Source organism: Streptomyces sp. NPDC107559 (assembly GCF_055657365.1).
Window position 1 is genome coordinate 920,704 of sequence record NZ_JBVKBD010000002.1, and the last position, 23,349, is coordinate 944,052.

The 23,349-nt window shown below is 69.8% G+C and carries 15 protein-coding genes; 2 read left to right on the plus strand and 13 right to left on the minus strand.

Features of this window, described 5'->3' with window-relative positions; translation table 11 throughout:
* Nucleotides 1-53 precede the first annotated feature (53 nt).
* Nucleotides 54-1,070, minus strand: coding sequence for a DUF8189 domain-containing protein (locus tag ACZ7OY_RS10525; RefSeq protein ID WP_471911032.1), 1,017 nt, complete (start codon nucleotides 1,068-1,070; stop codon nucleotides 54-56).
* 72 nt (nucleotides 1,071-1,142) lie between these two features.
* Here ACZ7OY_RS10525 and ACZ7OY_RS10530 point away from each other — a divergent pair, with 72 nt between their 5' ends.
* Nucleotides 1,143-1,520, plus strand: a complete 378-nt coding sequence (locus tag ACZ7OY_RS10530) for a PIN domain-containing protein (RefSeq protein ID WP_471911033.1) — start codon at nucleotides 1,143-1,145, stop codon at nucleotides 1,518-1,520.
* Nucleotides 1,521-1,532: 12 nt separating this feature from the next.
* Here ACZ7OY_RS10530 and ACZ7OY_RS10535 read toward each other — a convergent pair whose 3' ends face one another.
* The 10 genes from ACZ7OY_RS10535 to ngcE all read right to left on the minus strand — a co-directional run bounded on the left by ACZ7OY_RS10535 (nucleotide 1,533) and on the right by ngcE (nucleotide 15,268).
* On the minus strand, nucleotides 1,533-2,981 hold the full coding sequence (locus ACZ7OY_RS10535) for an ArnT family glycosyltransferase (protein WP_471911034.1): 1,449 nt from the start codon (nucleotides 2,979-2,981) through the stop codon (nucleotides 1,533-1,535).
* A gap of 73 nt (nucleotides 2,982-3,054) precedes the next feature.
* Nucleotides 3,055-4,566, minus strand: coding sequence for an amino acid permease (locus tag ACZ7OY_RS10540; RefSeq protein WP_471911035.1), 1,512 nt, complete (start codon nucleotides 4,564-4,566; stop codon nucleotides 3,055-3,057).
* Nucleotides 4,567-4,742: 176 nt separating this feature from the next.
* Nucleotides 4,743-6,662: a 1-deoxy-D-xylulose-5-phosphate synthase gene (gene dxs, locus ACZ7OY_RS10545; protein WP_471911036.1), complete on the minus strand. Its 1,920-nt coding sequence runs from the start codon at nucleotides 6,660-6,662 to the stop codon at nucleotides 4,743-4,745.
* 243 nt (nucleotides 6,663-6,905) lie between these two features.
* The gene (locus tag ACZ7OY_RS10550; RefSeq protein ID WP_384725433.1) at nucleotides 6,906-8,228 is read right to left on the minus strand and encodes a sugar ABC transporter permease; all 1,323 of its coding nucleotides are present in this window, start codon (nucleotides 8,226-8,228) and stop codon (nucleotides 6,906-6,908) included.
* Nucleotides 8,225-9,016, minus strand: a complete 792-nt coding sequence (locus ACZ7OY_RS10555; protein ID WP_152886235.1) for an ATP-binding cassette domain-containing protein — start codon at nucleotides 9,014-9,016, stop codon at nucleotides 8,225-8,227. Before ACZ7OY_RS10555 ends, ACZ7OY_RS10550 begins: the two co-directional genes overlap by 4 nt.
* Nucleotides 9,017-9,263: 247 nt before the next feature.
* The gene (locus ACZ7OY_RS10560; protein ID WP_454394413.1) at nucleotides 9,264-10,364 is read right to left on the minus strand and encodes a sugar ABC transporter substrate-binding protein; all 1,101 of its coding nucleotides are present in this window, start codon (nucleotides 10,362-10,364) and stop codon (nucleotides 9,264-9,266) included.
* A 121-nt stretch (nucleotides 10,365-10,485) separates the two neighbouring features.
* Nucleotides 10,486-11,685 (minus strand): ROK family transcriptional regulator, encoded by a 1,200-nt coding sequence (locus ACZ7OY_RS10565; RefSeq protein ID WP_471911037.1) that lies wholly within the window; start codon nucleotides 11,683-11,685, stop codon nucleotides 10,486-10,488.
* Between the two features lie 183 nt (nucleotides 11,686-11,868).
* The gene (locus ACZ7OY_RS10570) at nucleotides 11,869-12,792 is read right to left on the minus strand and encodes a carbohydrate ABC transporter permease (RefSeq protein WP_471911038.1); all 924 of its coding nucleotides are present in this window, start codon (nucleotides 12,790-12,792) and stop codon (nucleotides 11,869-11,871) included.
* A gap of 18 nt (nucleotides 12,793-12,810) precedes the next feature.
* On the minus strand, nucleotides 12,811-13,746 hold the full coding sequence (locus tag ACZ7OY_RS10575) for a carbohydrate ABC transporter permease (RefSeq protein ID WP_351604494.1): 936 nt from the start codon (nucleotides 13,744-13,746) through the stop codon (nucleotides 12,811-12,813).
* 73 nt (nucleotides 13,747-13,819) lie between these two features.
* Complete coding sequence (gene ngcE, locus ACZ7OY_RS10580) at nucleotides 13,820-15,268, minus strand: N-acetylglucosamine/diacetylchitobiose ABC transporter substrate-binding protein (RefSeq protein WP_351604492.1); 1,449 nt, start codon at nucleotides 15,266-15,268, stop codon at nucleotides 13,820-13,822.
* Between the two features lie 349 nt (nucleotides 15,269-15,617).
* Here ngcE and ACZ7OY_RS10585 point away from each other — a divergent pair, with 349 nt between their 5' ends.
* Nucleotides 15,618-19,421, plus strand: a complete 3,804-nt coding sequence (locus ACZ7OY_RS10585; RefSeq protein ID WP_471911039.1) for a GH92 family glycosyl hydrolase — start codon at nucleotides 15,618-15,620, stop codon at nucleotides 19,419-19,421.
* A 75-nt stretch (nucleotides 19,422-19,496) separates the two neighbouring features.
* Here the strand turns inward: ACZ7OY_RS10585 and ACZ7OY_RS10590 are convergent, their stop codons facing one another.
* Complete coding sequence (locus tag ACZ7OY_RS10590) at nucleotides 19,497-19,883, minus strand: hypothetical protein (protein WP_351604490.1); 387 nt, start codon at nucleotides 19,881-19,883, stop codon at nucleotides 19,497-19,499.
* A gap of 79 nt (nucleotides 19,884-19,962) precedes the next feature.
* Nucleotides 19,963-23,253: a GH92 family glycosyl hydrolase gene (locus ACZ7OY_RS10595; protein ID WP_471911040.1), complete on the minus strand. Its 3,291-nt coding sequence runs from the start codon at nucleotides 23,251-23,253 to the stop codon at nucleotides 19,963-19,965.
* Nucleotides 23,254-23,349: the final 96 nt, after the last annotated feature.

Consider the following 23,349-nt stretch of genomic DNA (forward strand, 5'->3'; position numbering starts at 1 on the left):
AGACCGCCCCCTCCGCTTCCACAGCGGCGGGGGCGGTCTGCGTGTCACCTCGCTCAGACCGTGCGCCACGCCTCCAGTGCCAGGCCCGGTTCGGTCTTGCGGCGGGTGAGGCGCAGTTCGCCGGTCGACGGGGAGAGGGCGGCCGCGGCCACCCGGCCGTCCCGGTCCACGGTGAGGCTCACCTCCGCGTCCTCGGGCAGTTGTGTGCCCGACTCGGTCCACCAGGCCCCGGCCGTCTCCTGTTCGGTCGGGTAGGCGGCGAACGCGATCCGGCCCGAGTCGGCGCGCTGGGCCAGCAACGTGCAGTCGTGGCCGTCCAGTTCGCAGCGGATCGCGGAGACCCGGCCCGGGCCGGCGGCGGTCAGCACGGTGACGGGCTCGCCACCGGGGCGCCAGGCGCGCAGTTCGCCGGAGTCGTCGGTGAAGAGCAGGGTGGTGCTCTCCGGCGAGGTGGCCAGCGCGCGCAGCGTGCCCGGGCGGGCCGTGGCCTCCATCGCCTCCTCCAGGACCGGCGTGGCGCCCTCCTCCTCCTGCCGCCAGTGCAACAGGGCTCCCGGCACCGCCGCGTACAGTTCGACGCGGCCCGACTCGCCCGTCACCGCGGCCGGTTCCCCCTGGATGTCGTGCCCCTTCAGGTCGCGCCAGGGCTCCCAGCCGCCCGCCTCCTTCTGGGCGCGCATGCTCATCCCGCCGGCCGCGTTGCGGACGAAGACGTGGGCGCGTCCCTGGGCGTCCACCGCGACCGTGGGGGTGCCGGTGCGGTCGCCCTTCTTGTCGGGGTGCCCGATCGACGTCCAGTCGAGGGCGGCGAGCCGGGGCTGGAAGTGGGTGGAGTGCACCAGGCCGGACTCGCCGGGCGCGGTGGGCCGCCAGGAGACCAGATGGGCATAGCCGTCGACGCCCTGTCCGGTCCCGAGGACGGGGTGCAGTCTCTGCTCACCGCCTATTCTGCGGGACGCCGTCCAGGCGCCGCCGGGAACGCGCTCGGCACGGCACAGGACCGCGTCGCCCGAGAGCAGGTAGACAGTGAGCAGGCCGTCGCGGCCGCGTATGAACCAGTCGCCGTTCACCGGATCACCTTAATGCCGCGGCCGCAGGCCGTGGTCGTCTTGGGGGTGATCCGCCGTGCGAGGCTGGGGCGTATGAGCGACCAGGACGCCCGTACTCTGCTCGTGATCGTCGACGCGGCGAACGTCGTGGGGTCGGTGCCCGACGGATGGTGGCGCGACCGGCACGGCGCCGCGCAGCGGCTGCGCGACCGGCTGGCGGTGCACGGACTGCCGGGGTACGACGGTCCGGTCGAGATCGTCCTGGTGGTGGAGGGCGCGGCCCGTGGGGTGGAGTCCGTGCCGGGGGTACGGGTGGAGTCCGCGCCCGGCAGCGGCGACGACCACCTCGTCGAGGTCGTCGCCGCCGCCGTCGGCCGCCCCTGCCTGGTCGTCACCGCCGATCGTGAACTCCGGCGCCGGGTGACGGAGTTGGGCGCGGAGGTGACGGGGCCGCGGGCGGTACGGGGGTGACGGCGGGCCCGCTCACTGCCCCGACGACCGCCGGTACAGCACCGCCCCGTCCACCCGCCCCGCCTCCTCGTACCCGGCCGCCAGCAGATGGCGCAGCCCCGGGATGCGGTCCGGGCCGTACGGGCAGCCGCGGGAGTCGTCGACGATCAGCGACGGCGGGCGGTCGGCCAGTTCCGCGCGGAAGACCGGCCAGGTGCCGGGGACCGCGTACTTCTCGCCGACCTGGGGTCCGTCCCGGCCGCCGCTGAAGTTGGTGAGCAGACCGGCCGTCAGGTAGCGGCTGGCGGGAGTGCGGTCGGCGAGCCAGTACGTCTCCGGGTGCATGCCCCACAGCAGGACCCGGTCGGTGGGACCGGTGCGGTGGGCGACGGCGGCGGCGAGACGCCGGGCGTGGGCGAGTTCGGGGCGCGGGGCGAGCAGCCCCCAGGCCAGGAACAGGGCGCAGCAGCAGGACGAGGTCAGCACGGCGGCCGTGACCCGGTCCCGGGGCAGGTGCTGGAGCCCACGGGTGGCCAGCAGCGCGAGGGGCGGGATCAGCTGGAGGTAGTAGTGGCCGAAGAAGTGGAAGCCCAGCAGTACCGCTCCCGCCGACGCGGCCAGCCACAGCCAGAGGTCGGCCGCGCCCGTGCGCGCGCTGCGCAGGGCCCGTACGACGGGCGGGAGCAGGCCCGCGCAGGCGGCCGCGAGGATGGCGGTGTTGACCAGTCCCCGTCCCAGGACGTGCAGTTCGGAGCCGGTGAACGTGGCGTAGGCGGCGGAGCCGGTGACGGTCCAGAAGACGAAGCCCGCCGGGTCGGTCAGCAGGGCGGCGCCCAGCACCGGCAGCGCCGCCCCGGTGGCCAGCCGCAGCAGGGCCGGCCGTGCGGTGCCGCAGAGCCACAGCACCGGCAGCAGTACCACGCCGCCGGTCTGTTTGGCGAGGAAGGCGCAGGCCACGGCGGCCCCGGCGGCCGCCCAGCGGCGCCGGTCGGCGCACCACATCGCGGCTGCCGTAAAGGGCAGTATGAACACCTCGAAACCCGCCGCTTGGGCGTCCTCGGGGTTGAGTCCGACGGAGACCAGCAGGTAGAGCACGCCTGCGGTGCGGCCGGCGCGGTCGCCCCAGCGGCGCCGGGCGAGCGAGGCGAGGGTCGCGGCGGTGAGCAGCTGGGCCAGCACGGCGAGCACCCGGACACAGGTGAGGGAGTGCGAGCCGCACAGGGCGAACGCCCCCTGGTAGAGCCACGGCACCAGCGGCGGCTTGCGGTCCACGACCGTCTGGTAGAGCTGTCCGCCGTGAGCCAGGAGGCGGGCCTGCACCGCGAGATAGCCCTCGTCCGGGTTCCACAGCGGTGGGACGAAGGACGGCACCCGGGTGACGCAGGCCAGCACCGCGAGCAGGGGTAACAGGCGCCTCCAGTACGACACCGCCGCTTCGGCTGTGACTACGGAACGTGGTGTGACGAGCGGAGCGGCAGACATGGGGAGCACGCTATCCGGCCTCGCATCTCCCGCCTAAGCGGGACATACGAGGCCGGGTTGCCGGATGGCTCCGTCACTCCTCGTGCTTGAGGATCTGGTCGGCCGTGATCTCCTCGTGGCGGCCGAGACGGCTGTGCGAACGGCCGTACAGGAAGTAGACGACGAAGCCGATCACCATCCACACCGCGAACCGGATCCAGGTCTCGGCGGGGAGGTTCAGCATCAGCCAGAGCGTGGCGAGTACCGAGACGACGGGCAGGAAGGGCACCCAGGGAGTGCGGAAGGCGCGGTGCAGGTCGGGGCGGGTGCGGCGCAGGATGATCACGCCGAGGGCGACGACCACGAAGGCGAAGAGCGTGCCGATGTTCACCAGCTCGGCGAGTTCGCTCAGACTGGTGAAGCCCGCCAGGATCGCGATGATCACGCCGAGCAGGATGGTCGGCCGGTGCGGGGTCTTGTAGCGGGGGTGGACCTGGGAGAAGAAGCGGGGCAGCAGTCCGTCGCGGCTCATCGCGAAGAACACCCGGGTCTGGCCCAGGAGCAGGATCATGCAGACCGTGATCAGGCCGACGGCGGCGCCGAAGCTGATCATGCCCGCGAACCAGGGGTGCCCGGTGGCCTTGAACGCGTCCGCGAGCGGGGCGTCCACGGACAGCTTGCTGTAGTGCTGCATGCCGGTGACGACGATCGAGACGGCGACGTAGAGGACGGTGCAGATGAGCAGGGAGCCGAGGATGCCGCGGGGCATGTCCCGCTGGGGGTTCTTGGTCTCCTCGGCGGCGGTGGCGACCACGTCGAAGCCGATGAAGGCGAAGAAGACCACGGACGCGGCGGTGAAGATGCCCAGCACGCCGAAGTTGGAGGGGGCCCAGCCGGCCATCAGCTGGATCAGCGGGGCCGAGAGGCCGCCGCCCGCCGGGACCGGCTCCGCCTTGGGGATGAACGGGTGGTAGTTGACGCTCTTGATGAAGAAGGCGCCGGCGACGATGACGACGAGGACCACGGTGACCTTGATGGCGACGACGACCTCGGTGACGCGCGCGGAGAGCTTCATGCCGAGCACGAGGATCCCGGTCAGCACCAGGACCAGCACGGCGGCGAGGATGTCGAAGCCGAACCCGTGCGCCCCTTCCCGGCTGCCGAGCTCCGCGGGCAGATGCCAGCCGGCGTTGTCCATCAGCGAGCGGATGTAGCCGGACCAGCCGACGGCGACCACCGCGGTGCCGAGCGCGAACTCCAGCACCAGGTCCCAGCCGATGATCCAGGCGGGCAGCTCGCCGAGGGAGGCGTACGAGAAGGTGTACGCCGATCCGGCCACCGGGACGGTGGAGGCGAACTCGGCGTAGCACAGGGCGGCCAGGGCGCAGACGATGCCGGCCACGACGAAGGCCAGGGCGACCGCGGGGCCCGCGTTCTCCTTGGCGACCTTGCCGGTCAGGACGAAGATGCCGGTGCCGATGATGACGCCGACGCCGAAGACGGTCAGGTCCAGCGCGGACAGGGATTTCCTGAGCGCGTGCTCGGGCTCCTCGGTATCGAGGATGGACTGCTCGACCTTCTTCGTCCGGAAGAGGGTGCTGCTCACGGCGGACCTCCCACGCTTTGTCGTCCTCGACATGATCGAGAGGGGGCCTAGTCCGTGTGCCCCGACGCAGGAGCTTTCACGCGGACGGGCCGGTTCCACCACCCTTCTCGATGGTGAAACCGGCCCGTCCGGCCGTGTCGGTGTTGCGCTCGGCGCGCCTGGGGCCTGTCCGGCCGTCAGTCGCGCGCGGGCTCGATCGCGGCGGTCGGCCGGTCGAAGCGTCCGTCCAGCTTCGAGACCAGGCCGGTGACCTGGCGGGCGATGTCGGGCGCGGTGAGCCCGATCTCCGCCATGACCTCGGCGCGGGAGGCGTGGTCGAGGAAGCGCGGCGGGATGCCGAAGTCGCGCAGCGGGATGTCGACGCCCGCGTCCCGCAGGGCCTGCGCGACCGCGGAGCCGACACCGCCGACGCGGGAGTTGTCCTCGACGGTGACGACCACGCTGTGCCGCTCGGCGAGCGGGGCCAGGGCCTCGTCGACGGGCTTGACCCAGCGCGGGTCGACGACGGTGGTGGTGATGCCCTGCTTCTCCAGCAGTTCGGCGATCTCCAGGCACATCGGCGCCAGCGCGCCGACGGAGACCAGGAGCACGTCGGGGGTGCGGGTGCCCGGCTCGCGCAGCACGTCCATGCCCCCGACCCGGCCGACGGCCGGTACGGCGGGGCCGACGGCGCCCTTCGAGAAGCGGACCACGGTGGGCGCGTCCTCGACGGCGACGGCCTCGCGCAGCTGGGCGCGGACCTGGTCGGCGTCGCGCGGCGCGGCCAGCCTGAGGCCGGGGACGACCTGGAGGATCGACATGTCCCACATGCCGTTGTGGGAGGCGCCGTCGGTGCCGGTGACCCCGGCCCGGTCCAGGACGAAGGTGACTCCGCACTTGTGCAGCGCCACGTCCATCAGCACCTGGTCGAAGGCACGGTTGAGGAAGGTGGCGTACACGGCGAAGACCGGGTGCACACCGCCGGCGGCCAGGCCCGCGGCCGAGACGGCGGCGTGCTGCTCGGCGATGCCGACGTCGTAGACGCGCTCGGGGAAGGCCTTGGCGAACTTGTCCAGGCCGACCGGCTGGAGCATGGCCGCCGTGATGGCGACGATGTCCTCGCGCTCCTTGCCGAGCTCGACCATCTCGTCGCCGAAGACGGAGGTCCAGTCGGCGCCGGAGGAGGCGATCGGCAGGCCGGTGTCGGGGTGGATCTTGCCGACGGCGTGGAAGCGGTCGGCCTCGTCCTGGAGGGCGGGCTGGTAGCCGCGGCCCTTCTCGGTGAGGCAGTGCACGATGACGGGGCCGCCGAAGCGCTTGGCGCGGGCCAGCGCGGACTCCAGGGCCTCGATGTCGTGGCCGTCGATCGGGCCCACGTACTTCAGGCCCAGGTCCTCGAACATGCCCTGCGGGGCGATGAAGTCCTTCAGGCCCTTCTTCGCGCCGTGCAGGGTTTCGTAGAGCGGCTTGCCCACGACGGGGGTGCGCTCCAGGAGGTCCTTGCCGCGGGCCAGGAAGCGCTCGTAGCCGTCGGTGGTGCGCAGCGTGGCGAGGTGGTTGGCGAGGCCGCCGATGGTGGGCGCGTACGAGCGCTCGTTGTCGTTGACGACGATGACCAGCGGGCGGTCCTTGGCGTCGGCGATGTTGTTGAGCGCCTCCCAGGCCATGCCGCCGGTCAGCGCGCCGTCACCGATCACGGCGACCACGTGGCTGTCGCGCTTGCGCAGCTCGTTGGCCTTGGCGAGGCCGTCGGCCCAGCCGAGCACCGTGGAGGCGTGGCTGTTCTCGATGACGTCGTGCTCGGACTCGGCCTGCGAGGGGTATCCGGACAGGCCGCCCTTCATCTTCAGCTTCGAGAAGTCCTGGCGTCCGGTGAGCAGCTTGTGCACATAGGACTGGTGGCCCGTGTCCCACAGGACCTTGTCCTTCGGGGACTCGAAGACGCGGTGCAGGGCGATGGTGAGCTCGACCACGCCGAGGTTGGGGCCGAGGTGGCCGCCTGTCTTGGACACGGCGTCGACGAGGAAGGTCCGGATCTCCTCTGCCAGCTGGTCCAGCTCCTCCAGGCTGAGCCGGTCCAGATCGCGCGGTCCCCTGATGCGGGTCAGCAGCGGCACCCGTGCCTCCTTGCACTTAAAAAGCTGATCGAGCTGTTGCCGGGCTCGTCGAGTCTAATGTTCCGCCCCGGCGCGTGACGCCCGGGCCCTTCGTCGTGGGTCACACGGACGGCCGTACCCACGACGGCCCGGCTCATGACATGCAGGTTTGTGACATACCTGTGCCCGGCACCGCCGTTGGTGCCGGGCACAGGATCTTCCGCGGGGGCCGCCGCGGGATTCCGCGGCGGCCCCGGTGCGGTGTTACGCGCGACCCGCGGCCTTCTGGCTCTTGCGGGAGACGGAGTCGATGACGACCGCGCCCAGGAGCACCGCACCAGTGATCATGTACTGGATGGAGGTGTTCATGTTGAGCAGGTCCAGACCCGTCTGGATCGACTGGATGACCAGCATGCCCAGGAGGGCCGACCAGACGTTTCCGCGACCGCCGAAGAGGCTGGTACCACCGATGACGGCCGCCGCGATGGCGAGCATCAGGGTGTTGCCGCCACCGGCGTTGAGCGTGGCGCTCGCGGTCTGGCCGGCGAAGAACATACCGCCGATGGCCGCGAAGGAACCGGAGATGGCGAAGACGGTGATGCGGACCATCGGGACGCTGATGCCGGCCCGGCGGGCCGCCTCGATGCCACCGCCGACCGCGAAGATCTTGCGGCCGTACGTGGTGCGGCGCAGCACGAAGTCGACGATCACCAGGGAGGCGAGGAAGATCACCAGGGCGTTGGAGACACCGGAGGCGTTGTTCAGCACGGCAGCGGCGGCGAAGGCGGCCACGGCGAGCGCGCCGACGCGCAGCAGGATCTCGCTGGTGGGACGGAACGGCACGTTGGCGGCCTTGCGGCGGCGCTGCTCCATGAAGGAACCGACGAGCATCGACAGGACGGCGAGGCCGGCCAGCACGTAGGCGCCGATGATGGCCTGGTCCATGAAGAAGGAGCTCTGGCCGAGCAGGTGCACCGGGCCTTCCTCGGCCGGGATGTTGATGGTGCCGCTCGAACCGAGCAGCCACAGCATCAGACCGCTCCAGCCCAGGAAGCCGGCCAGCGTCACGACGAAGGCGGGCACGCCGATCCGGGCGAAGAACCAGCCCTGGAGGGCACCGATGGCGGCACCGGTGGCGATGGTCAGGACCAGGGCCAGCCAGGGGTTCATGCTGTGGTTGACCACGAACACCGCGAAGACCGTGGACGCCAGGCCGCTGACCGAGCCGACGGAGAGGTCGATCTCACCGAGCAGCAGGACGAACACCAGGCCGATGGCGAGCATGCCGGTGGCCGAGAGGAAGTAGCTGATGTTCGAGAGGTTGTCGGCGCTCAGGAACCGGTCGTTCTGCGTCTGGAAGATCGTCCAGATGACGATCAGGCCGACGAAGACCGGCAGCGAGCCGAGCTCGCCACCCTTGATCTTGCGCTTGAACTCGGTGACGTAGCCCTTGAGGCCCTCTTCGCGGACCAGCAGACGCGGGTCGACGACGGCGACCGGCGCGGCGGTGGGGTCATCGGCGGGAGCGACCGTGTTCTGGTGCTCCACCTCGGCCTCCGCCTTGGAAACCTTGGACGTGTCGCTCACTTTGCGGCCTCCGCGCTGCGACGCCCCGCACGACGGGTCACGGCGTTGTCCGTGGCTCCGGTGATCGCGGCGATGATCTCTTCGTGGCTGGTGTCCTTCACGGAGAAGGAGCCGTTGTTCTTGCCCAGGCGCAGGACGGCGACGGTGTCCGCGACGGCCTTCACATCGGCCATGTTGTGGCTGATGAGGATGACGCCGAGGTTGCGCTCGCGCAGCCGCTCGACCAGGTCGAGGACCTGCGCGGTCTGCTCGACGCCGAGGGCGGCGGTCGGCTCGTCGAGGATGACGACCTTGGGGTCACCGATGAGGGCGCGGGCGATGGCCACGACCTGGCGCTGACCACCGGAGAGGCTCGCGATCGGGATGCGCACGCTCGGGATGCGGATGGAGAGCGTGCTCAGCAGCTCGCGCGCCTTCTGCTCCATGGTGACCTCGTCGATCGCACCACGGTGCTTCAGTTCGCGACCGAGGTAGAGGTTGCCCACCACGTCGAGGTTGTCGCACAGGGCGAGGTCCTGGTAGACCGTCGCGACGCCGAGTCCCGAGGCGTCGTGCGGCTTGTTGATGCTGACCGCCTTGCCCTCCCACTCGATGACGCCCTCATCGATGGGGTGGACACCCGCGATCGTCTTGACCAGGGTGGACTTTCCGGCGCCGTTGTCGCCCACCAGGGCGACCACTTCTCCGGCGTGGACCTCCAGCTCGACGTCGGTGAGGGCCTGAACCGCACCGAACCGCTTGGAGACTCCGCGCAACGCCAGCACGGGCGTAGCGGACACGTGAACCATCTCCTTCGCCGCCTGACCGGCGGGGATGCCGCGCTCGATCAAACAGGCGCGGAGGGATGTGCGAAAAGCACAAGGTTTACAAGATGAACATGCGCGAATCCGTCGCGCTTCGCAACGGTTCCATCCGACGCCCGCCCCGCAGCGGGGTGTGAAGGTGGGGCAGGCGTCGGACAGGTTCGCGGGACCGCCGGGCGGTCGTGACTCGGGCGGCTACCCGTGATGCGGGTAGTCGCCCGAGACGAACTGCTTACTGAAGGCCGGCCGCCTTGCAGGCCGCGGCGAAGTCCGCGGTGCAGATGTCGGCGACGGAGTACAGACCGTCCTTGACCACCGTGTCCTTGATGTTGGCCTTGGTGACCGAGACCGGGGTCAGCAGCTGCGAGGGCACCTTGTCGCCGGAGCCGCTGGTGAGCTCCTGGGTGGCCAGGGACTTGATGTCCTTGCCCTGGAGCAGGTTGACCGCGAGCTGGGCGGCGGCGTCCGCCTCCGGCTTGAAGGCCTTGTAGACCGTGGAGGACTGGGTGCCGGCGACGATGCGCTGGATGCCCGCGAGCTCGGCGTCCTGGCCCGTCAGCGGGATGCCGCTGATCTTCGCGCCCTTGAGGGTGTTGGCGATACCACCGGCCATGCCGTCGTTGGCGGAGTAGACGCCCGCGATGTTCTTGGCACCGAGCTGGGTGATGGCGGCGGACACCTTCTGAGCGGCGACCGTGTCCTTCCACAGACCGGACTGCTCGTACGCGATGTCGACCTTGCCGTCGAGGGCCTTGTGGGCACCCGCCTTGAACTGACCGGCGTTCGGGTCGGCGTCGTCGCCGTTGATCATGACGATCTTCGACTTCGGGGTGGCCTTGGAGCCGAGGGCGGTGAGCAGCGCCTCACCCTGGAGCTCGCCGACCTTCTGGTTGTCGAAGGACACGTAGGCCGAGACCGGGCCCTGGGCGAGACGGTCGTACGCGACGACCTTGATGCCCTTGTCCACCGCGGTCTGGATGGAGGACTTGATGGCGGCCGAGTCCTGAGCGGAGATCACGAGGACCTTGACGCCCTTGGTGATCATGCTGCTGACCTGCTGCGCCTGCTTGGCAGCGTCGCCGGCCGCGTTCGCGTACTCGACGTTGCAGTCCGAGCACAGCTCCTTGACCTTGGCCTCGAACAGCGGCTTGTCGAACTTCTCGTAGCGCGCGGTGACGCTGTCGGGGAGCAGGAGACCGATGGTCTTGCTGTCCGACGAGGAGGAGCTGCTGCTGCCGGAGTCCTTGTCGCCGGCCTTGCCGCAAGCGGCCACCGAAAGGGCCATGGAAACGGCAGCGGTACCGATGACGACTCTACGCATCGTGTTGTTCATTGGTGGTGCCTCCCTGACAGGGCCGCAACGCTGCGGCCGAGGTGGGTTGGAGTCAACTCGGCCGCAGGTTCGACGTCAAGAAGTAAATACTTAACGGGTTGGCAACGGCGTGTTTCGTTCTCTAAGTGAAGGCGGGTGCCGCGCCGGACAGCGACCCGTCCAAAAGGGTCGAATCACCCATCTCATTGAGTGCGAGAGCGAGCGCCCCGAGCACCTCGGCACGGCCCCCAAGTGCCCCCGTAAGCACCGACAGTTGGCGGGCGGCACTGGGGATGGCATAGCGCCCCACGGACTCCCTGATGGGCCCCAGGACCAGCTCACCGGCCTCGGCGAGATCACCGCCGAGGACCACCCGGCTGGGGTTGAGCAGGTTGCAGAGATTTGCGACACCACTGCCGATATGCCTGCCGACGTCGCCGATCACGCGACGACAGCCCGGGTCTCCGTCCCTGGCCAGCCGCACGACACCCTCCATGGTCAGATCCATGCCGTGACTGGGCTGGAGCAGCGGCAGCACATAGCGCGCGGCCGTGAAGGTCTCCAGGCAGCCCCGGTTGCCGCAGCGGCAGACAGGGCCTGATTCGTCGAGTGTAATATGTCCGATTTCTCCGGCGGTCCCGCCGGGACCCCGGTAGATCTTCCCGTCGATCACCAGACCCGCGCCGACACCGCTGGAGACCTTGATGTAGGCGAGGTCTCGCACCCCGCGGCCGCTGCCCCAGACCAGCTCGCCGAGGGCGCCCAGATTGGCGTCGTTGTCCACGTGGACGGGCACGCCGAGCCGCCCCCGCATCTCCTCGGCGGGTCTGCTGCCGGTCCAGCCCGGCAGGATCGCGGTCGAGCCCAGGGTGCCGGACTCCACGTCGATCGGCCCGGGCACGCCCAGACCCACGCCCGCGATCTTCGAACGGTCCACGCCGGTGGCCGCGATCAAGCGGTTGACCAGCTCTTCCGCCCGGTCGAAGCCCTGGGCGGAGGAGGCGTCGACGTCCAGCGGCTCGGACTCCTCGGCCAGGACCTGATGGGCCAGATTGCCCACCGCGACCCGTAGGTGGGTATGCCCGAAATCGACGCCGATGACGATGCCGGCGGCGCCGCTCAGCGAGACGCTGCGGGCCCGGCGGCCGCCCGCCGAGGTGGGCGTGACCTCGACGGTCCCGCCGTCCTTGAGTTCACGGACGATATTGGAGACCGTCGCCGCCGACAGGCCCGTCGTCCTCGCGATCTCCGCCTGGGTGAGCGATCCCGCCAGCCGGACGGCACGGACGACCCGCTCCAGGTTGGCTCGGTGCAGCGACGACTGCGACCCTGGAGTCTCCACGACGACCTCCTGCGCACGGGACCGCCGCGATGAGGCCCCGTCTATGTCCAACTAGTGAACTCTAAGCTGAGCCGTTCGGGTTGCCTCCCGTCAAGAGGTTGAACAATTTCGGGGGTACTGCGTGCAGCAGGACACACCGCTCCCGGCCACGGGAACGGTGTGCGCACGGGCGGCTGCGGAGCGCTATTTCAGGGTGGCCGAGGTCAGTCCCGCCTGTACCTGGCGCTGGAAGGACAGATAGACCACCAGCATCGGGATCATCGCGATGGTCACGCCCGCGAAGAGGACCGGCAGGTCGGTCGCGTAGCCCATCTGCTGCTGAAGCTGGATCAGGCCCTGGGTGAGCACGTAGCGCTCGGGATCGTCGCCGCTCTGCGGCTGCATCAGGACCGTCGGCAGGATGAACTGGTTCCACTGCCCCAGCGTGTTGAAGATTCCGACGCTGATCAGACCCGGCTTCGCCATCGGCAGCATGACCTGGAAGAACGTCCGGGTGTGCGAGGCCCCGTCGAGGATCGCCGCCTCGAAGACGGCCGTCGGCAGGGTCCGGAAGAAGGCGTGCATGAAGAACACCGTGAACGGCAGCGAGTAGGCGACGTAGACCAGGATCAGGCCCTGGTAGGTGTTCAGCATGTCCAGGCGTTTGACCATGAAGAACAGCGGCACCAGGGCCAGGAACACCGGGAACATCGCGCCGGCCACGAAGAAGTAGTAGAGGAACCGGTTGCCGGGGAACCGGTAACGGGCCAGCACGTACGCGGCCATCGAGCCGAAGAGCATCGTCAGCGGCACCGAGAACGCCAGCACGATGACGGTGTTGAGGAGGTAGTCGCCGATACCCGTCTTCCAGGCCCGGGAGAACACGTCCAGCGACCAGTGCTGCGGCCAGCCGAAGGCCGAGCCGCCGATCTGCGCGTCGGTCTTGAAGGAGCTGAGGACCAGCCACACCAGCGGCAGCACGATCAGCAGCGCCCACAGGGCGAGGAAGCCGTGCGAGAAGGCGTTCAGCACGACGCCCTCGCGGGGCCGGCCGTCGGCGCGGAGCGGGGCCCCGCCCGCGGAGCGCTGGGCGGGGACCTGCGTGGTCTCCTTGATGGGGGTGCTCATCGTCGTCGTCTCTCCCGCTCAGAACTCGATGCGCTCACGGCGGGTGGCGCGCAGTGTGACCACGGACAGGACCAGGGTGAGGAGCAGCATGATCACGCCCATCGCGCAGGCGTAGCCGCTCTTGCCGAAGTAGAGGAAGTTGCGCATCATCACGGTCGACATGACGTCGCTCTCGTGGTCGGGCCCGCCGCCGTAGGCGCCCATGCTCGCGGTCATCGACGAGACCAGGACGAACATGTCCATGGCCACGATGCCCAGGTACACCCAGGCGGTCTGGACGGTGTCCCACAGCAGCGGCAGCGTGATGCGGAAGAAGGACTGGGCGCGGCCGGCCCCGTCGATGAGGGCGGCCTCGTAGACGTCCCTCGGGATCGACTGCATGGCGGCCGAGAACAGCACCAGGTAGAAGCCGACGCCGTGCCAGACGACGACCAGGATGAGCGCCCAGCGCACGATGCCGGGCTCGTTGAGCCACTCCACCGGGCTGTCGGGATCGACCAGTCCCAGTTTGATGAGCAGGCCGTTGAGCATGCCGCCGCCGTCGCTGCGGTACACCGCGTTGAAGAGGACCGCGAGAATGGCGAGCGACAGGACCTGCGGGAAGAAGTAGACGATTTTGTAGAACGACGACCCGGCGACCCCGCTGACGCCGCCGGCACGGCTGCGTCCGCCCACGTTCACCATGAAGGCGAAGAAGAGCGACAGCAGAATGGTGATCACCGGGATGAACACCAGGAACTGGATGTTGTGCCAGATGGCCTTCAGGAAGACGTCGTCCTGGAAGAGGGTCTTGTAGTTGTCCAGGCCCACGAAGTCGAAGGTCTGCGACTGTCCCTTCCAGTTCGTCAGCGAATAGCCGAACGTCTGGATGTACGGCCAGATGACGAAGATCAGATAAAGCGCCACGGGAACGAGGAGAAATCCCGCGACGAACCTGTACTGCCCTTTGCGCATGGCGTTCCTGCCCCTGGTGTCCTCCCCCGGGCCGGAGCGGATTCCGGCCCGGGGTCCGCCTCGTCGAGCGCGGTCAGTCGCGGTGGTTCTTCTTGGACGCCGGGTCCTTGGCCGCCTTGTCGACCGCCGCCTGCGCCCGCTTCAGCCACTCCTTGGGCTGAATGCGCTTGGACATGAGCTCGTTGGAGGCCGCCTCGATGGACGCGCCCATCTCGCTGTACCACTCGGTGTACAGGAACCGGAAGGTGTTGTCACCGGCCGCCTTGGACGCCTCGACCGTGGACTGGGTGCCCGGCCGCAGCTGGACGGCGGAGTCGACGCCGTCCTTGAGGATGGTCAGCGAGTTGGCCTCCTTGGCGAACGAGGTCGACCACTCCTTGGACAGCATCCGCCGCATGAACTCCTTGGCGGCGGGCAGGTTCTTGGCCTTCTTGGGGATGATGAACGGCTCTCCGGAGCCGGCCCGGATCGCCTCGAACGGCATCGCGCTGCCGGGCAGCAGCGGCATCGGCATGAACTTCATGTCGAAGTCGTCCGGGGTCTGCTTGAGCTGCTCGTTCTCCAGCCAGGAACCGCAGGTGATGAAGGCGGCCTTGTACTGGTTCCAGCGGGTCTGCGACTCGGTGTGGGTCAGACCGTTCGTGCCGGGCATCAGATAGCCCTTCTCGACGATCTCGTAGATCGCCTCGATGCCGGCCTGTGCGGCGTCGGAGCCGACGAACGCCTTCGGGTCGAGGTTGTCGATCGCCTTCATGGCGTCCAGACCGCCCTTCTTGGCGATCATGTCCATGATGGCGACATTGATGTAGTACGGGTACTTGCCCTGGTGCGCGAGGCCGCCGATGCCCTGGGACTTCGCGTCCTTGCAGATGGCCAGGAAGTCGTCCCAGGTCTTGGGCTCGGTCCAGCCCTTCTCCTTGAAGAGCTTGCCGGAGTACCACAGGCCCCACACCGTGTAGATGTAGTTGAGGGCTACGACCTTGCCCTCCTGCAGGCCCGGGTCGGTGGTGCCGGGGATGAGGGTGTCGCGGACCTTCTTGGAGGGGTCGTCGACCGAGGGCGCGTCCAGGACCTCGGCGAGGTCGAGCAGCTGGTCGTTCTTGTACAGGACGTCGACCTTGATCTGCTGGGCGCCGGAGTCGTCGACGATGTCCGGCGGGTTGCCCGCGTTGAAGCGCGGCTGGAGCTTGCCGCTGATCTCCTGGGTGCCGGTGTGCGTCGAGGTGACGCCGGCCGTCTTCTGGAAGGTCGCCTCCCACGCCTTGGCGTAGTCGTCGCCGTAGCCGCCCTTGAAGATGACGACGTCGAGCTTGCTGCCCTTCTCCACTCCGAAGGGATTGTCCTTGCTGGTCTTCCCCTTGGTGTCGTCCTTGGCGGAATCGTCGCTTCCGCCACCGCTGGCGCAGGCGGACAGGAAGCTCATCGTCGGTACGGAGATCAGGCCGAGCGCGGCCGACCGCTGAATCAGGGCGCGACGGCCCACACCTTCGGAACCGTGGTTCTCTGCGGAAGTGGATCCCATGCTCAAGTCCTCGCCTTCTTACAGGACTCAGGCGGTGAACCGGATCCTCCCGGCACCGCGGTCAGGTCAAGCAGGGTCGTACAGGACGTGCAGTTCCTCGAATCGCCGACAGGTATAGTCCACTTCCCGCCAACAGGGCAAGATCGAATGCAACGTTGGTCATCGGTCTTTTCCGAGTTGAGACCTCCCGGAAATATGAGCCGCCTGTGCGCGCCTTGCCGGAAAAATCCGCTGCGCAGCCCCCGAATGCCCCAGCCAACACCCTTGACAGCAAGGGCCACTTGCACCACTACTGGTCCCTGCGCCTGAAAGTTGACAACGTTGTCCAAAGCAGGGAGGGCATCCCCGGATGCGGCACAGAACTCGGCACGGATGGGGTACGGCGGTCGCCTTGACAGCCGCCTTGGTCATGGCGGTGGGTGCACAGGGAGCCGCGGTCGCGCAGCCCGCGACCGCGGCGGCAGACCGGGAGTTCAGCTCCTCGTTCGAGGCGGGCGACCCGGCCCCGGACTGGTCCAGCACCGTCGACACGGCCGCCGACGGCAGCGACCGGGCCTCGGGCGTCGACGGCGGCTACAGCACCGGCATCCCGGGCAACGCCACCGACCACGTCACCGACTTACGGGCGAGTGGCGAGAACACCGGCGCAGGCGAGGTGAAGGAGAACCTCGTCGACGGTGAACCGGGCACCAAGTGGCTGACCTTCGAGCCGACCGGCTGGGTCGAGTTCGACCTCGACAAGCCGCTGACCCTCGTGACGTACGCCCTCACCTCGGCCAACGACTACGCCGAACGCGACCCGCGGGACTGGACCCTGAAGGGGTCGGCCGACGGCACCCAGTGGACGACCCTCGACACCCGCTCCGGCGAGAGCTTCGCCGAACGGTTCCAGACGAAGTCCTACGATCTCGCCGAACCGGCCGCCGGCTACCGGCACTTCCGGCTGGAGGTCACCCGCAACAACGGCGCCTCCGGCATCCTCCAGCTCGCCGACGTGCAGTTCTCCACCGGCGGCGGCAGCGGGCCCGTCCCGCCCGCGATGCTCTCGCTGGTGGACCGGGGCCCGAGCGGCTCGCCCACCGCCAAGGCGGGCGCCGGGTACACCGGCACGCGGGCCCTGCGCTACGCCGGACGGCACACCGCGGCGGGGCGGGCGTACTCGTACAACAAGCTCTTCGACGTGAACGTGGCCGTCGGCCGCGACACCGAGCTGGCCTACCGGATCTTCCCGTCCATGGCGGACGGCGACCGCGACTACGACGCCACCGACGTCTCCGTGGACCTGGCCTTCACCGACGGCACCTATCTGAGCGATCTGGGCGCCACCGACCAGCACGGCTTCGCGCTGTCCCCCCAGGGGCAGGGTGCCGCCAAGGTGCTCTACGTCAACCAGTGGAACGACGTCGTCGCGCGGATCGGATCGGTCGCGGCAGGAAAGACCGTCGACCGGATCCTGGTGGCGTACGACTCCCCGGGCGGCCCGGCGAAGTTCCGCGGCTGGCTCGACGACGTGAAGATCCGCACCGCGGCACCGCAGAAGCCGAAGGCCCATCTGGCGGACTACGCGCTCACCACCCGCGGCACCAACTCCAGCGGCTCCTTCTCCCGCGGCAACACCTTCCCCGCGACGGCCGTGCCGCACGGCTTCAACTTCTGGACGCCGGTGACCAACGCGTCCTCGCTCAGCTGGCTTTACGACTACGCACGTGCGAACAACGCCGACAACCTCCCGACGATCCAGGCGTTCAGCGCGAGCCACGAGCCGAGCCCCTGGATGGGCGACCGGCAGACCTTCCAGGTGATGCCGTCGGCCGCCGCCGGCACCCCGGACACCGGCCGCACGGCCCGCCAACTGGCCTTCCGGCACGAGAACGAGACCGCGCGGCCGTACTACTACGGAGTGCGGTTCGAGAACGGGCTCAAGGCGGAGATGGCGCCGACCGACCACGCGGCGGTCCTGCGCTTCACCTACCCCGGCGACGACGCGAGCGTCCTCTTCGACAACGTCACCGAGCAGGCGGGGCTCACCCTCGACCCGGCCACCGGCACCGTCAGCGGCTACTCGGACGTGAAGTCCGGGCTGTCGACCGGCGCGACCCGGCTGTTCGTCTACGGCGTCTTCGACAAGCCGGTCAAGGAGGGCTCGTCCAGCGGGGTCAAGGGCTATCTGCGGTTCGACGCGGGCGCCGACCGCACCGTCACGCTGCGCCTGGCCACCTCCCTCATCGGCCTCGACCAGGCCAAGGACAACCTGCGCCAGGAGATCCCCGACGGCACCTCCTTCGGCACGGTCCGCGACCGGGCCCGCACTCAGTGGGACAGGCTGCTCGGCAAGGTCGAGGTCCAGGGCGCCACGCCGGACCAGCTGACCACGCTCTACTCAAGCCTGTACCGGCTGTACCTGTACCCCAACTCCGGTTTCGAGAAGGTCGGTTCCGAGTACCGGTACGCCTCGCCGTTCTCGCCGATGCCCTCGGCCGACACCCCGACGCACACCGGCGCGAAGATCGTCGACGGCAAGGTGTACATCAACAACGGCTTCTGGGACACCTATCGCACCACCTGGCCCGCCTACTCCCTGCTGACACCGCATCAGGCCGGGGAGATGGTCGACGGGTTCGTGCAGCAGTACAAGGACGGCGGCTGGACCTCGCGCTGGTCCTCGCCCGGATACGCGGACCTGATGACCGGCACGTCCTCCGACGTCGCGTTCGCGGACGCATACGTCAAGGGCGTCGGCTTCGACGCGAAGGCGGCGTACGAGGCCGCCGTGAAGAACGCGACGGTGGTACCGCCGTCCTCGGGCGTGGGCCGCAAGGGCATGGCGACCTCCCCCTTCCTCGGCTACACCAGCACCGACACCCACGAGGGCCTGTCCTGGGCGCTGGAGGGCTACCTCAACGACTACGGCATCGCCGAGATGGGACAGGCCCTCTACAAGAAGACCGGCCACAAGCGTTACCAGGAGGAGTCCGCCTACTTCCTCAACCGCGCCCGGGACTACGTGAACCTCTTCGACCCGCAGGCCGGGTTCTTCCAGGGCCGGGACGCCAAGGGCGACTGGCGTCTGGCGTCGGCGCAGTACGACCCGCGGGTCTGGGGCTACGACTACACCGAGACCAACGGCTGGGGCTACGCCTTCACCGCCCCGCAGGACAGCCGGGGCCTGGCCAACCTCTACGGCGGCCGCGACGGCCTGGCGAAGAAGCTCGACACCTACTTCGCCACCCCCGAGACCGCCTCGTCGGACGTCGTGGGCTCGTACGGCGGTGTCATCCACGAGATGACCGAGGCCCGCGACGTGCGGATGGGCATGTACGGGCACTCCAACCAGGTGGCGCACCACGTGACCTACATGTACGACGCGGCGGGCCAGCCCTGGAAGACGCAGAAGAACGTCCGCGAGGTCCTCACCCGGCTCTACGCCGGCAGCTCGATCGGCCAGGGCTACCACGGCGACGAGGACAACGGCGAGCAGTCGGCCTGGTACCTGTTCTCCGCGCTCGGCTTCTACCCGCTGGTGATGGGCAGCGGCGAATACGCCGTCGGCTCACCGCTGTTCACCAAGGCGACCGTCCATCTGGAGAACGGCAAGGACCTGGTCGTCAAGGCGCCCAGGAACAGCACGCGGAACGTCTACGTTCAGGGCTTGAAGGTGAACGGCCGTACCTGGACGTCGACTTCGCTCCCCCACTCGCTGCTCGCCAAGGGCGGGACACTGGACTTCGCCATGGGGCCGAAGCCGTCCTCCTGGGGCAGCGGCAAGAACGCGGGGCCCGTGTCGATCACCCAGGACGACCAGGTGCCCACCCCGCGCGCGGACGTCCTGAGGGGCAGCGGCGCCCTGTTCGACAACACCTCGGCGACCGACGCGACGGTGACCTCGGTGGACCTGCCCGTCGGCGCGAGCACCAAGGGCGTCCAGTACACCCTCACCTCGTCCGCCGACCATGCGAAGGCCCCGACGGGCTGGACCCTTCAGGGCTCGTCCGACGGCACCACCTGGAAGACCCTGGACCGGCGCACCGGCGAGGCGTTCGCCTGGGACCGGCAGACCCGCGCCTTCTCGGTCGGGTCACCGGGCTCGTACGCGCACTACCGGCTGGTCCTGGACGGCGAGTCGACGCTGGCGGAGGTGGAACTGCTGGCGTGACGGCCTGACGGAGCACCGAGGGGGCGGGTCCGGTGACGGGCCCGCCCTCTTCGTGTACGCGGTCCAGGGCGCCGCTCAGGGCGCGACGGGCTGCCGGGGCAGTCGGGGCAGCAGTCTGCGCAGCGCGTCCGCGTGCTGATGGACCCGCCGGAGCACCGCTCTGCGGGTCGCCGCGAAGACCGGGACGTCGCGGGACGGGCCGCACTCGGCGGCCGCGTACAGGTCGTCCAGCCAGGCACCGGTGCCTCTGGTGCCGTCCGGCGCCACCGGTATCAGCCTGGTCAGCACCTCGGACTCGGCGCCGCCCAGGAACCAGACGCGGACCATCAGGTCCTCGCGCCGGTAACGCAGCCCCCCGTCGATGTCCTCCGCAGGACAGAAGCCCTCGCCGTCCACCAGGAACGCGAAAGCCGTACGCGCTTCGGCCCGGAACTCCTCGGGCAACAGCGGCCGTTTCCCCATCCGGGGATGCTTGCACGCGGCGATGTGCCCCCGCCACCGCAACGGGCGAGGGCACATCTTTTCGGCTTTTCCGGCGTCGTCAGCCGACGGCGACGGTGAAGACGTGGAGATCGGTGTCGTCCGGCAGCCGGACCGACGCGACGGCCTTGCCGGCCGGGGCCGTGAACGGCTCGGTGGCGAAGACGTAGGTCGCCACCGGATCCCGGTCCGCGCCCGCCACATTGCGGTAGGCGGTCCTGGCCACGACCGTGTTGCCGTACTGGACGGTGCCCCCGCCGCCGCCGACCGTCCAGTCGGTGAAGGACAGGTCGACGGTGTCGGTGCCGCCGTCGGTGTAGGTGACGGTCGCCCTGGTCCGCTGGTTGCCGTTGACGGCGCTGCCGATGAAGGACAACGTCGAGGCGGGCCGGGAGAGTTCGATGGTCTGTCCGGCCGCCGAGACGTTGTCCGGGCGCGCGCTCGGCGAGTCGGGCCAGGTGAAGGCGAGTCCGTTCACCGTGCCCTGCGCTCCCGGGGTGAGACCGGCGGCGGCGAGGGCCTGGCGCGAGTAGCTCCAGCCGCCGCCGTCGTAGTCCGCCTCGTCGTGGTCGCCGCCGTCGTCCGAGACACCGGTGTTGTTGTAGGCGGCGAGGAGGGTGCCGGGGGCGGCGACCGTCAGCGCCACCGGCTGCCGGTAGGAGGTGTCGCCCGAGGTCACGGTGACCTGCACGTCGTAGAAGCCCTGGTGCGCCGAGGCGTCGGCGGTGAGCGTGATGCCCTGGGAGCCGTCGGTCACCGTACCCTCGGCGGGGGTCGCCGTGACCCCGGCCGGCGTCTCGACCCGGTAGCGCACCTGCGGTCCGGTGCCGCCGTTCAGCGCCAGCGCCCGGATGCCCAACTCGGTGCTGCCGCCCGGTGCGAGCGTCGCCGTGGTGGGTCCGACCCCGATCTGGTACGGCTGTTCGCCGGCCCGGAAGGACGGCGGGGCGTCGGCCGGGTCGCTGCCCCAGCCGCGGTCGGCGGTGGTGGAGAGCGTGTAGTCCAGGCGGCCGCCGTCCCGCACCAGCGAGGCGGGCAGCCAGGGCCGTTCGGTGCTGCGGCCGTCGACCTTCAGCGAGCTGATGTACGGCGCGTCCGCCGCCGCTCCCCTGGCCCGGATCGAGATGTCGCCGCCGTGCGGTCTGCGGATCTCGATGCGCTCGAACAGCGGTGAGGCGAGGACGAGTTCGGCCCGGGACGGGACCTGGGGGTACATGCCGAGGGCGGAGAAGACGTACCAGGACGACATGGCGCCGAGGTCGTCGTTGCCGGGGATGCCACCGGGCTGGGTCGACCACAGCCGGGTCATCGCCGCGCGGACGGTCTCCTGGGTCCTGTACGGGGCGCCCGCGTAGTCGTACAGGTAGGGGACATTGATCGACGGCTCGTTGTCCAGCTCGGACTTCTCGCCGCCGCTACCGGTGAACGCCCAGCCGCCGTCGGCGTCGTGGAAGAAGGTGTCGAGCCGGGCAAGCGCCTTGTCGCGGCCGCCCATCGCGGCGAACAGCCCGGCCGGGTCGTGCTGGACCATCCAGGTGTACTGGGCCGCCGTGCCCTCGACGAAGCCGTTGCCGGTGGCCGGGGTGAACCCGGTGACCCAGCTGCCGTCGGCCTTGCGGTTGGCGATGTAGCCGCCGCCGGGGTCGGCGGCGAGGTTGAAGCTGTTCTGCCACCACTGGGCGCGGCGGGCGAAGCCGGCCGCGGTGTCCTTCTGTCCCGCGGCGGTGGCGAGCCGGGAGAGCGCGTAGTCGGCGCCGGACATCTCCAGGGTCTCGGCCGCACCGCCCCAGGCGTTGGAGACGGACGGCATGTAGTGCAGGTCCAGGTACTTGTCGAGGGACGGGCGCTGCCCGGCCGACAGCACCGGTTTGCCGGCCGCCGACAGGTCCTGCTCGGTCGGGACCGTGGCCGCCTTCACCAGCGAGGCCAGAGCGCCGCGCAGATCGAAGTCCGTGCCCCCGAAGGCCCGGATGCCGGCCAGCGCGATGGGCGAGGGGTCGCCGTTCATGACGTGGGTGCCGCTCGCGCCGTGCAGCCAGCGGTCCCAGACTCCCCCGTTCTGCCGGGCGAGTTCGTACAGCGACTGCGCGATGTCCGAGCCGGTGCGCGAGTCGAGCAGGGTGAGCAGCTGGACCTGGGAGCGGTAGACGTCCCAGCCGGAGAAGGTGCCGTACTGCGCCCGGTGGCCGCCGCCGACCCGGTGCACCTTGTCGTCGGAGCCCCGGTAGCGGCGGTCGGCGTCGCTGATCACGTTCGGGTGCAGCAGCGCGTGGTAGAGCGCGGTGTAGAAGGTGGTGCGTTCCGCGTCCGTGCCGCCGCCGACCCGGATCGCGGACAGCCGGTCGCGCCAGGCCCGTTCGGCCGCCCCGCGCACCGTGTCGAAGGAGCGGCCCGGCGGGTTCTCGGCTCTGAGGTTGGCCTCGGCGCCCGCGCGGCTGACGTAGGAGATGCCGACCTTGACGTTCACCGGGCCGGTACCGGGCTCGAACTCGACATAGCCGCCCGCCCCCTTGCCCGCGACGGGCCGCCCGCCCGCCGAGAAGCCGCCGGTGCCGCCGCTCGCGGAGGTGGATCCCGGGGTGAGCCGGTCGTCCTGCCAGGTGCCGGTGGCCTTGAACGCCCGGTCGAAGCGGGCGGTGAAGTAGAGGGTGTAGTAGGCCCGTCGGCCCTCCGGGTCGAGGTAGCCGCAGAAGTTGCCGGAGGTCACCGAGCCGGAGACGGTACGGGTCACGGGGTCGATCTCGACCGTCGAATCGGTGGAGCCCACCTCGGAGTTGGCGGTGCGCACCAGCAGCGAGGCAGGCTTGCCGGCGGGGAAGCCGAAGCGGGCCGAGCCGGTCCGGGCGGTCGCGGTGAGGTCGGCGGTGACACCGGAGGCGAGGCCCACCCGGTAGTGGCCGGGTCCGGCCGTCTCGTCGGTGTGGCTGAAGTCGGAGGCGTACACCGCGTCCTTGGTGTCGCTCGCCGGGGACGAGGTGACCTCGCCCGCGTACGGGAAGAACGGGATGTCGCCGCTGCCGCCCGCGCAGCCGGTGCCCGACATGTGGGTGAGGCTGAAGCCGCGGATGCGGGTGGCGTCGTACTGGTAGCCGCCGGGCGCCGCGGTGCGGGTGGCGTCGCCCCGTGTGTTCTCGGGGCTGAAGGAGAACATGCCGAACGGCGTGACGGCGCCGGGGAAGACGTCGCCTCCGTTCCTGGTGCCGATGAGCGGGTCGACGTACGGGGTCGGGTCGTCGACCAGGACGGGCGGTGGCGCGGTGGTCGCGGCGGTCGCCGCGAGCGCGGGGGTGCTGCCGCCGGCCGCGAGCGCGGCGGCCAGTAACAGCGACAGTGACACGGGACGGAAACGCATGACGCGGCCCCTCCTCCTCCGGACGGGTCGCGCACCACGGGTCGCACAAGCCGCAGGGACAGTAGCGTGCGCCAGCCGTACCACGGAAGGGCGCGT